General features: G+C 64.0%; 8 protein-coding genes and 1 tRNA gene. All 9 read right to left on the bottom strand.

Going from position 1 to position 11,369, the window contains the following annotated elements; genetic code table 11:
- Nucleotides 1–158: 158 nt before the first annotated feature.
- Nucleotides 159–249 (bottom strand) — tRNA-Ser (locus PHI64_RS22310).
- 37 nt (nt 250–286) lie between these two features.
- The gene (locus PHI64_RS22305) at nt 287–2,341 is read right to left on the bottom strand and encodes a sodium:solute symporter family protein (RefSeq protein ID WP_299888185.1); all 2,055 of its coding nucleotides are present in this window, start codon (nt 2,339–2,341) and stop codon (nt 287–289) included.
- A gap of 6 nt (nt 2,342–2,347) precedes the next feature.
- Nucleotides 2,348–2,611: a DUF4212 domain-containing protein gene (locus PHI64_RS22300; protein WP_299888182.1), complete on the bottom strand. Its 264-nt coding sequence runs from the start codon at nt 2,609–2,611 to the stop codon at nt 2,348–2,350.
- A gap of 51 nt (nt 2,612–2,662) precedes the next feature.
- A complete protein-coding gene (locus tag PHI64_RS22295) occupies nt 2,663–4,093 on the bottom strand; it encodes a DUF294 nucleotidyltransferase-like domain-containing protein (protein WP_299888179.1) in 1,431 nt (476 codons plus the stop codon).
- 12 nt (nt 4,094–4,105) lie between these two features.
- Nucleotides 4,106–6,112, bottom strand: coding sequence for an exonuclease domain-containing protein (locus PHI64_RS22290; RefSeq protein WP_299888191.1), 2,007 nt, complete (start codon nt 6,110–6,112; stop codon nt 4,106–4,108).
- A 155-nt stretch (nt 6,113–6,267) separates the two neighbouring features.
- Complete coding sequence (locus PHI64_RS22285) at nt 6,268–6,642, bottom strand: response regulator (RefSeq protein WP_299888176.1); 375 nt, start codon at nt 6,640–6,642, stop codon at nt 6,268–6,270.
- A 76-nt stretch (nt 6,643–6,718) separates the two neighbouring features.
- A complete protein-coding gene (locus PHI64_RS22280) occupies nt 6,719–9,472 on the bottom strand; it encodes a sensor histidine kinase (protein ID WP_299888173.1) in 2,754 nt (917 codons plus the stop codon).
- A 46-nt stretch (nt 9,473–9,518) separates the two neighbouring features.
- Nucleotides 9,519–9,710, bottom strand: coding sequence for a hypothetical protein (locus PHI64_RS22275; protein ID WP_366945251.1), 192 nt, complete (start codon nt 9,708–9,710; stop codon nt 9,519–9,521).
- 166 nt (nt 9,711–9,876) lie between these two features.
- A partial coding sequence (gene groL / locus PHI64_RS22270; protein ID WP_299888170.1) for a chaperonin GroEL occupies nt 9,877–11,369 on the bottom strand: 1,493 nt, incomplete at its 5' end.

The following is an 11,369-nucleotide window of genomic DNA, read 5'->3' as shown; positions in this document are numbered from 1 at the left end:
GCCAACACATCATTTCGATCCCAACGAGCCCCACAGCCGTTGGCCGCTACCGAGCGTTTCTCGTCGTCTGAGAGGGCTTCAAAAACACGAACCCCCGGAAAAACCAGGGGTTCGTCAGCAGTCTGAACGCCCCAAAAGGGGCGTCTTTGCTATGTGTTTGGCGGAGAGGGCGGGATTCGAACCCGCGTCAGGGTATTACCCTGAACACGCTTTCCAGGCGTGCGACTTAAACCGCTCATCCACCTCTCCAAGTGGAGGCAGCACTATATATTAAAATTTCAAAAAGTCAAAGCCTGTTTTCGGCCTCGACAGCTTTTCTGCCCTGATCGGGCATTCGCACGAAGTCCACCAGGGCCTGGACCTCCAGGGGCGGGGGTGGGGTCAGGAGGCTGACCACGGCGATCACGATGAAGCCCACTGGTACGCCGAAGACACCGCAGGAGATGGGATTGATGTCGAACCAGGCGTCGCCCATGCTGCCGCCAAAGAAGGGGTGGGTGCGGAAGATGTAATACAGGGTGACGCCCAGCCCCGCCAGCATGCCCGCGACCGCGCCCCACTTGTTGGCGCGTTTCCAGAAGATGCCCAGCACCAGGGCAGGGAAGAAGGCTGAGGCGGCAATGGAGAAGGCCAGCCCGACCATGAACAGGATGCTGTCCGGCCGCAGGGAGGCCACCCACGCGGCCACCACCGCCACCACCAGCAGTTGGGACTTGGTGATCACCAGGCGGCGCTGGGTGGAGGCCTGGGGGTTGACCATCTTGTAGTAGAGATCATGGGACAAAGCGTGGGAAATAGTGAGCAACAGGCCGTCAGCGGTGGACAGGGCCGCCGCCAGCCCTCCCGCCGCCACCAGCCCCGACACCACGTAGGGCAGGCCGGCGATCTCGGGAATGATGAGCAGGATGGCGTCGCTGTTGATGGTGAGTTCGGCCAGTTGCAGGATGCCGTCACCGTTGATGTCCTCGATCTTGACCAGCCCGACCTTGCCCCAGGATGCCACCCAGCCGGGCAGGCTGCCGATATCCGTGCCGATGAGATTGCTGTACACCTCCCATTTGGCAAACACCGCATAGGCCGGAGCGGTCACGTACAGCAGGAAGATGAAGAACAAGGACCAGAACACCGAGCGCCGCGCCTCGCGCACGCTGGGGGTGGTGTAGTAACGCATCAGGATATGGGGCAGCGCGGCAGTGCCCACCATCAGCACAAAGGTGAGGGCAATGAAGTTGTTACGGGCACTGTCCTTGGCGGCCTGATCGGCCCCCGGATGGGCTTCCGCGTGAGGAGGCGGATTTACGGAACGGGACAGACTGTCCTGGCGGGCGCGCTCCCATTTGAGCCGGGCTTCATCGGGGGTGCGCGGCAGATCCCGCAGGGTACGCTCGGCGGCGGCAATTTCCCGGGCGGGGGCGCCCTGAGTTCGCAGTTCGTTGACCCGCTCGATCTGCCCGGTACGCTCCGCGGCAAGGGATTCTGGCAAGTTGACGATCTTACGGGCGTACTCGTCGGCGCGGTAGCGGTACTGGTTGCGAACTTCGTTCTCCCGGGGCTCGGAGAAGAGCTCCAGTTCCTTGACGCCCAGATCGTGCAGAACCTGGCCATATACTGCCTGGGGGACAGGCACGCCGGTGACCTTATAGGAGAGGATGGCCACCGGCACCATATAGGCGATGATGAGGATGAGGTACTGGGCAACCTGGGTCCAGGTAACAGCGCGCATCCCCCCAAGGAAGGAGCACACCAGAATGCCGGCCAGACCGACGAAAACACCGATCTCGAATTCGATGCCGATGAAGCGGCTGGTGATGAGCCCAACACCGTAGATCTGCGCCACCACGTAAACAAAGCTGGCCAGCACGCCGGCGAACACCCCCACTACCCGGGCGAAATGCCCCTCGTAACGGGCACCGAGAAAATCGGGGATGGTGAACTGGCCAAACTTGCGCAGGAAGGGGGCCAGCAGCAGGGCCACCAGTACATAGCCTCCAGTCCACCCGGTAACGAAAGCCAGGCCGACGAAACCTGAGTAGTACAGGGTGCCGGCCAGGCCGATGAAGGAGGCGGCGCTCATCCAGTCGGCGGCGGTGGCCATGCCATTGAACAGGGCCGGCACCCGCCGGCCGGCCACGTAATACTCGGAGACGTCAGAAGTGCGGCTCATCACGCCGATGGCGGCGTAGATGGCGATGGTAGAGAACAGGAATATCTCGCCAATCCAGCGCGGACTCAGGCCAAGCTGCTCGGCCACTGCCAGCAAGACCACCAGGCACACGAAACCCACCGCGTAGAAGGCGTAGTAGCGCCCGAGGCGGCGGAACAGGGCGGGCGTGGTCGTCATCAGGGCTCAGTCTTCGTCATGCAGGCCATAGCGCCGCTCAAGCCGGGTCATCCAGCGATCGTAGATCCACACGATCCCCAGGAAGATGATCAGCGCCCCCTGGGCTGCCATGTAAAAGCCGAGGGGCCAGCCATAGAAACTGAAGGCATTCAGGTCCTCGGCAAACCAGCCGGGCAGGAAGCTGGCTGCCGCCCAGGCCAGCAACAGCACCGAGGTCAGTCGCAGGGTGGCCCGCCAGTACGCCCGCTGCCTTGCGCGGATATCGCTCAATCTGTATTCCCCTATCGACGGCTGCGAGTATAGCCTCGCCGGCTGCCGGCCTCACAACTGGTAGCGTAACTGGAGCCGGTGCTGGAGTTTGCGGGCCTGGCGGAAGGACTCCTTGAGAAAGGCCCTCTCAAGCTCATTGAGGGCGGCAGGGGCAATCCGGTTGGGCGGGCCTGCCTTGTCATGCTGACCACGCAAACGCAGTTGCTGGATGAAATCGAAGGCTTCCGCATAGGCGGCCACCTCGCGCCGGGGCCAGCCCAGCTGGCTACCAACAGCCTGCAGGCGTCCCACGGTGGCCGTATCGAAAACGCCACTGGCCAGGGCCAGGATACGCGCCGCGTCCACGAAGATACGACTGCCATCGCGCTTGAGGTCGAGCAGGCCGCTCTCCCGGTCCACCACGAAGTCGCGGATGCGCCCCAGAGGTACCCCGCCACGCAGGGCGTTGTCGGCCATGAAGCGCAGAAAGAGATCGTTGTCACCGGTGCAGGCCAGCAACCAGCGCTGCAGCGACGCCGCCAGGCCGACATCGCCCGCGACGGCCCGGAAATCGAAAAAGATGGTGGCGTTGAGCAAATCATCGGGCATTGCCGAGCTGATCCAGCCGGCAAACTGGTCACGCCATTCGGCCATCGACAGGCACCAGCGCGGGTTGCCCGCCATCACTTCACCCTTGCACAATGGAAAACCGCAGGCATCCAGCAACGCATTGACTCGCTGGGCAAAAGGCAGGAAACGTTCGCGCAGGGCTTCGGTGTCGGCCTCCGTTTCAGGCACGAAGATGAGGCCGTTGTCCTGGTCGGTGTCGAGGGTCTGCTCCAGCCGCCCCTCCGAACCGAAGGCCAGCCAGGACCACGGCACGAGAGGCAGGTCGAACTCCGCCTCGGCCAGATCGACAGCGCTCAGCACCACCAGGTCATTGAAAATGGCGATCCACTCGCACACGTGGCTCGCACTGGCGCCCTCCTCCACCATACGTCCGGCGGCCTCGCGGATGCGCTGTGCAGCAGCAGCCAGGGCGTCGACGGTGCCGGCGGCATGGATGGCCTCCACCAGGTCTTCCCCGTCGAGGCTGCGGCTGGCATAGAGATCTCCCCGGGACACCACACCGACGAAGGCGCCATCATCATTCACCACCACCAGTCGGCGCAGGTCGTGGCGGGCCAGGATCAGGCGGGCCAGGTGGGCACTGGCCGTCAGCGGCAGGGACACGACGCCCCCCGTCATCACCCCTGCCACGGCCTCTTCAAGATCGCCCCCGGGCAGTACGACGCGCTCGATGATGTCCCGCTGGGTGAGCACGCCGAGGGGTCGGGCGGCCTCGCCATCAACCACCACGATGCTGCCGACCCGTTCCGCCGCCATCAGATGCAGGGCATCGCGCACCGTCACATCTGGCAGCGCCCCCACCGGGCGTCGGCGTAACAACGTAGCCAGACCGGCAGTGGCGAGGGGGCGGGTATCCATCCCGGAGGATGTCATGTCCTCCTCCGCTCAGTACTTGACGCGGGCGTAGTAGGTTTTTTCCGAGGCCTGCCGGGCCTCGCCGAGGGTCCGGATGCCCATCTCCGCCAGCAGCGGAATCATGCGCAGGAAGACCTCGCCGGTAACGATGGCGTCCCCCATGGCCGTGTGGCGCCCCATGATGTTCACCCCCATGCGCTCGGAAATGGCTTCCAGGCGGTGGGACTCCTGGGCCGGGTGGATCACCGCCGACAGCAGCAGGGTGTCGAGCACCGGCTGGGAGAAGCGGATGCCGGTGCTGTCCTCCTTGAGTTGCAGGAAGCGCATGTCGAAGGCGGCGTTGTGGGCCACCAGCACGGTGTCTTCGGCAAAGGCGTGGAAGGCCGGCAGCACCTTGGCCATGGGCGGCTGGCCGACCAGCATCTCGGGGGTGATGCCATGGATCTTGGTGGAGGCCTCGGGCAGTTCGCGCAGGGGGTCCACCAGCTGGTCGAAGGATTCAGACCGGAGGAGCTTGCCGTTGACGATACGGGTGGCGCCGATCTGGATGATCTCGTCTCCCTCCGACGGATTGAGGCCGGTGGTCTCGGTATCAAAGACCGTGAAGGTCAGCTCGGACAGCAGGCGGTCGTCCAGGGCGCGGCTGACTTCGGTCTGCTTGAAGAGGTCGAAGTCATAGTACTCGGGACGGCTCTCGCCTTTGAGGAAGATGCCCGCCTCCACCTGGTCCTGGGGTGCGGCGGAGGGCAGCAGCAGACGGAAAAAGGCCCGATGCTGGGTCTTCTCTCGCTGCAACCAGATCTCGCCGTCGTGCCGCTCGATGACGTCGCGCACAGTAAGGGGCGAGCTCTCGCCGGCAAAGGTCATGGGTTCAAGCTCCCAGGCCATCACGGTCTCGGTGCTCATGGCCTGGCCGGACCAGATCAGGTCCAGGTGCACCAGACGCCCGGCGGAGGTGAGGCGCAGGCGCACTTCGCGCACCTCGAACTCGTCCGACAGACGGCTCACCAGATAGCCGACGGCCTGGAGCAGGGAGAAGCTGTCCACCTTGACCCACACCTCCGGGTCCACATCCTCGACCTTGGTGCGTAGTTCCAGCTTCTTCTCGATGCGCCGCTGGGCCGCAGCCACCAGGTCAGCACCGAGCATCTCGTCCAGGGGCCAGCGCGTCTTGAGAGAATCGGCAAACTCGTTGGCGGTCTCGTCGAGGCGCTTGCTCAGGCCCTGCACCTCATCGCGCACCACACTCAGGAAGCGCTCCTTGAGCTCAGCGTCCAGGTCGGGATACTCCAGCATCTCAGCCGCGGCACGCAGGTTGGCCAGGGACGAGCGGCTGCCCTCGGTGAGGGTGTGGAGCATCTGGTCGCGCTTGGTCTCGGTCTCGAAGTTGCGAGTGATGTTGTCGAGCATCAACACGAAGCCCGACACCGTCGGCTCGGTATCGTCAGCCCCCGACGACATCACCGGCGCCATCTGCACCCGCAGCAGCTGCCCGGCCCGGGTGGTGGTGACAAAGTTGGCCATGGGCTGGGCGCTCTGGCGGCGGATGCGCTCCTGGATGCTCTCCAGCGCATGCACGATCAGGCTGCGCTCGAAGACCGCGTAAATGGAACGCCCCAGGCCGATGATCTCGCCACCACCGGCCGCCGTGGGCGCGTCGGAGAGGGCCCGGAACTGCAGGCGCGCCCGGTTGTTGTAGAGCAGGATGCGGCCATCCAGATTACACACCACCACGCTCTGGTTGAGCTCCGACATCAGCGCAGCCAGCCGGTTGCGCTCCTCCTCGACGGAAAGTCGGGCCTCACGGATACGCGTCTCCACGTCTTCCTGCAGGCTACGGCGCTGATCGGCCAGGGCATTGACCGACTCCGCAATACGCGTGAGCTCAGGTGAGGAGCCGGGCTTGAGGCGCCGGGACGGATCGGTGCCGACGATCAGCCCGAGCTCATCAGCCAGCAGCGACGGACCGAGAAGATGATCCTGGGCAAAAGACTTCATCAGCACGGCCGCCGCACCGGCGCCGACCATGGCGATCATGAAAAGCAGGCCCAGACGCGGATTGAGGATGGGCTCGATGGCGTCCCGCTCTTCCGGACTCAGATCCCGCCATACGGCGATGCCCGCAGCGGCCATGACGCCCACCACCAGCAGGCAGGCCGCGGCAATCGCCAGTGCCTGCCGCAACTTGACGCTCACGCCGCGACATCCAGCAGGGATTTCACCTTGGCCACCAGTTCTTTGGTGGAGAAGGGCTTGGTCATGTAGGCGTCGGCCCCCATGGCCAGCCCCTTGGTAACCTCGGTCTCACGACCTTTGGCGGTCAGCATGAGGATGCGGGTGGCCTGCAGCGTGGCTTCGGCGCGGATCTCCTGGCACACCTCGTAGCCATTCTTGCGCGGCATCATCACGTCCAGCAGGATGAGATCGGGGGCCTCGCTGCGCGCCTTGTCGAGAGCCTCCTGGCCGTCGTGGGCAATGCACACCGCGAAGCCTTCGCGCTTCATCAGGAATTCAAGTGAAATGACGATGTTCTGCTCGTCATCGGCGATCAATATTTTTTTGGTCATTCAGTCTCCTCCCCATCCTCACCCCGGTCGAGACAGCAGCATGCAAGCCTCATTCCGGGGCGTGATCCTTGGTAGTTTATCCTGCCTCATCTTTCGCTTCTGTTGATTTGCCGCAAGGCATCAGAAACGAGAAGCATGCGCCTTCGCCTGGCGTGCTCTGCACCCACAGCCTGCCACCGTAGTGCTCGACGATCTGGCGGCTGATCGGCAGGCCCAGCCCGGTACCCTGGGGCTTGTCGGTCATGGTGTTGCCGCCCTGGCGGAACTTCTCGAACACCACCCGCTGCTCTTCGGGGGTCAAGCCTGGACCGTTGTCGCGCACATCCACGCGCAGGCCTTCGACGGTTTCGACGAGGCCCACCCAGACGCGCCCCCGCCCCGCGGCCACAAACTTGACCGCGTTGGAGAGCAGATTGAGCATCACCTGGATCAACCGGTCCCTGTCCGCCAGCAAGATGGGCACCTGTTCAGGCAAGGCCATTTCCAGGGCCACGCCCTTGTCCTTGAAGAGCTGGCTGGTGGATGCGGCGGCTTGCTCGATCACCTCCACCAGGCTGACCTCACCGTTGTGCCAGTCGGCATGGCCGGATTCGATCTTGGCCATGTCCAGCACCTGATTCACGAGCCGGGTCAGGCGCTCGGTCTCGCTGACGATGATGCCCAGAAAGCGCTTGCGCTCCGTCAGGTCGATGCGCGGATCGTCGAGCAGCATCTCGGAAAAGGCGCGGATCGAAGTGAGCGGGGTGCGTAGTTCGTGAGTCACCGAAGACATGAAATCGTCCTTCAGGCGGTCGAGCTCCTTGAGGCGCTCGTTGGCGCTGCGCAGCTCGGCGGTGGCGGCCTCGAGCTCAAGGGATTTCTGCTCCAGGCGCTTCGAATAGGCCCGCACCTGGGACGCCTCATCGAGGATGTTCATCACCTCGTCGAGACCGAGAGGCTCCTCCTTGACCACCGAGGCCACCATCACCCGAGCCGACGCGCTGCCGATGGCGCCGGCCAGTGTTGTCTCCGCAAAATGCACCAGGCCCGCGTCGGCCGGCAGCACATCCACCGATGCCGCGCCGCGGTTGCGGGCGTACTCGGCAAACGCATTGCGTGCCCGCTCCGGCCCGATGAAGCGGCCGATCAAGGGCAGCAGATCACCGATCTGGGCGCTCCCGCGCCAGAACGCGCCGCCCGCGGGGCGACTCTGTTTGAAGACATCCACGAACAGCGTGGCCTGGCCCGCCTCGACGGCGTTGGGGGAGCGCATCAGCGATACGCAGGCGTAGGCACCCACATTGGCGAGCAGGCTCCAGAACAGGCTGTGGGCAATCGGATCGAGGCCCTTCAGGCCAAACAGCTCCTGGGGGCGCAGCAGCTCGACGCCCAGCAAGCCGGTCTGCAGGAACTCGATGGGCAGCCAGCCCGACTTGGCGAAGGACGGCAGCAGCAAGGTATAGAGCCACACGACGAAGCCGCTCGACAGCCCCGCCAGCGCCCCAGCCCCAGTCGCTCCGCGCCAGTACATGCCGCCGATGATGGCCGGCGCAAACTGGGCCACAGCGGCAAAACTGATCAGGCCGATACTGACCAGCGCATGGGCCTCCCCCGCCAGCCGGAAGTACAGGTAGCCGAGCAGCAAGATAAAGATGATCGCGCTACGCCGGATACCCAGCAGCAGGCCCGACAGATCGTCCCGCCCCTGCAAGGCCACCCAGCGGTAGCGCAGCAGCAAGGGCATAACCAGGTCGTTACAGACCATGGTGGACAGCGCGATGGTTTCGACGATGACCATGCCGGTGGCCGCCGACAGGCCGCCGATGAACACCAGCAGGGCCAGCCAACCATGCCCCCAGGCCATCGGCAGGGTCAGCACGAAGGTGTCCGCATCCACCCCCTGACCGGCAAAATGCATCAACCCGCCCAGAGCGATGGGCAGTACGAAGATGTTGATCAGCAGCAGGTAGAGCGGAAACAACCAGATCGCCCGGCGCAGGTGGTTTTCATTGACGTTCTCCACGACCGCGACCTGGAACTGGCGCGGCAGAAACATCACCGCCAGCATTGACAGCAGGGTCAGGGCAAACCAGTTGCCGTAGGAGTTGCCCCCCGCCTCCATGGTCATCAGGCGCTTCAGGGCGGGATCGAGGGCGGCCCGGGAGAACAGGTCGCCAAAGCCGTCGAAGATGCCGAAGGTGACGAACATCCCCACTGCCATGAAGATCACCAGCTTCACCACCGACTCGAAGGCCACCGCCGCCACCATGCCCTCGTGGCGTTCGGTGGCATCCAGGTGACGGGTGCCGAAGAGGATGGTGAAAGCCGCCATGATGAGGGCGATGTACAGCGTGGTGTCGGCCATCCACGACACGGTGCTGACCTTGGCCGGCATGACGATTTGCGGGTAGTGGGTGAGGATGGCAAAGCTGCTCGACACCGCCTTCAACTGCAGGGCGATGTAGGGGATCACCCCGAGCACCGCGATCACCGTAACCAACCCGCCGAGCAGATGGCTCTTGCCGTAGCGTGAGGCGATGAAGTCAGCGATGGAGGTAATGCGGAGGGTCTTGCCGATGCGTACCATCTTCAGCATCACGAACCACCACAGCGCCACGACAAGGGTCGGTCCGAGGAAGATCGACACAAAGCCCAGCCCCGACGAGGCCGCCCGACCCACGCTGCCGTAATAGGTCCAGGTGGTGCAGTACACCGCCAGGGACAGGGCGTAGATAGTGGGATTGGCAATGATCGAGCGGCCGGCATCGGCCCGCTTGTCGCCAAAATAGGCCACTGCAAAGAGCAGCGCCAGATACAGGAAGGAGATGGCGACGATGACGGTGCTGGTCATGGCCGCAGCTCGTCAGGGCGGGTGTCGCAGGGCTTCATGCCGCCCCCTAGCGCTCGATGATCCAGGCCATCAGGGCGATCACCGCCGCCCACACGCCGAAGACGTAAAGATAAAGGGAAGGAACACCGAACCAGGAATGGTCCACATCGAACACTGACAGAACCGGGTAGTTAACCACCACCCAGCCGAGCAGGAACAACGCAACGAGGCGCTGCCCCGTCAAGGTCGCCTTGATCATCTCTCCCCTCCCGCGCACTGCTTTATTGGTATGTGCGGAAGTTATAAACCGAAACGCCCGCCTTGGCGAGTACTCCCCGGGCATGACCGGAATCACCAGGCGGCGCAGCAAAAGAAAAACCCCGCCGAGGCGGGGCTTTTCGGGGACAACGCGGTCCGGCGGGAGATTACATCCCCATGCCGCCCATGCCGCCCATACCACCCATGCCGCCCATGTCGGGCATGCCGCCGGCCGGCTTGTCTTCAGCCAGTTCGGCAACCATGCAGTCGGTGGTCAGCATCAGACCGGCCACGGAGGCGGCGTTCTGCAGTGCGGTGCGGGTCACCTTGGTGGGGTCCAGAACGCCCATTTCAACCATGTCGCCGTACACATCGGTAGCAGCGTTGTAGCCGAAGTTGCCGGCGCCTTCGGTCACCTTGTTCACCACCACGGAAGCTTCGGCGCCAGCGTTGGCAACGATTTCGCGCAGGGGCTGTTCCATGGCGCGCAGCACGATCTTGATGCCGGCGTCCTGGTCGTGGTTGTCACCCTTCAGGCCGGTGAGGTTGGCACGGGCACGCAGCAGGGCCACGCCGCCGCCGGGGACGATGCCTTCTTCAACGGCGGCACGGGTGGCGTGCAGCGCGTCTTCCACGCGGGCCTTCTTTTCCTTCATTTCGACTTCGGTGGCAGCGCCAACCTTGATCACGGCAACACCGCCGGCCAGCTTGGCCACGCGCTCTTGCAGCTTTTCACGGTCGTAGTCGGAGGTGGCTTCCTCGATCTGCACGCGGATCTGCTTGACGCGGGCTTCGATACGCTCGGCAACGCCGGCGCCGTCGATGAGGGTGGTGTTTTCCTTGCCCACTTCGATACGCTTGGCCTGGCCCAGATCTTCCAGGGTGGCCTTCTCGAGGGTCAGGCCGACTTCTTCGGCGATCACCTGGCCGCCGGTCAGCACGGCGATGTCTTCCAGCATGGCCTTGCGACGGTCACCAAAGCCCGGGGCCTTGACGGCACAGGTCTTGAGGATGCCGCGGATGTTGTTCACCACCAGGGTGGCCAGCGCTTCGCCGTCCACATCTTCGGCGATGATCAGCAGCGGGCGGCCAGCCTTGGCCACTTGTTCGAGCACCGGCAGCAGGTCGCGGATGTTGGAGATCTTCTTGTCGAAGAGCAGCACGAACGGGTTGTCGAGGATGGCAACCTGCTTGTCCGGGTTGTTGATGAAGTAGGGCGACAGGTAGCCACGGTCGAACTGCATGCCTTCGACGACGTCGAGTTCGTTGGCCAGGGACTTGCCGTCTTCAACGGTGATGACGCCTTCCTTGCCGACCTTTTCCATCGCGTTGGCGATGATGTCGCCGATGGAGGAATCGCTGTTGGCGGAGATGGAGCCGACCTGGGCGATTTCCTTGTTGGTGGAACAGGGCTTGGACAGCTTGCGCAGCTCTTCCAGAGTGGCCACGACAGCCTTGTCGATGCCGCGCTTCAGGTCCATGGGGTTCATGCCGGCGGCAACGAACTTCATGCCTTCGCGGACGATGGACTGGGCCAGCACGGTGGCGGTGGTGGTGCCGTCACCGGCGATGTCGGAGGTCTTGGAAGCGACTTCCTTGACCATCTGGGCGCCCATGTTGGCGAACTTGTCCTTCAGCTCGATTTCCTTGGCCACGGACA

Origin of the sequence: Zoogloea sp. (assembly GCF_028689785.1) — a bacterium.
Lineage (GTDB): Bacteria > Pseudomonadota > Gammaproteobacteria > Burkholderiales > Rhodocyclaceae > Zoogloea.
The sequence above is the reverse complement of the archived record's forward strand: the minus strand, read 5'-3'. Positions and strand labels throughout refer to the sequence as shown.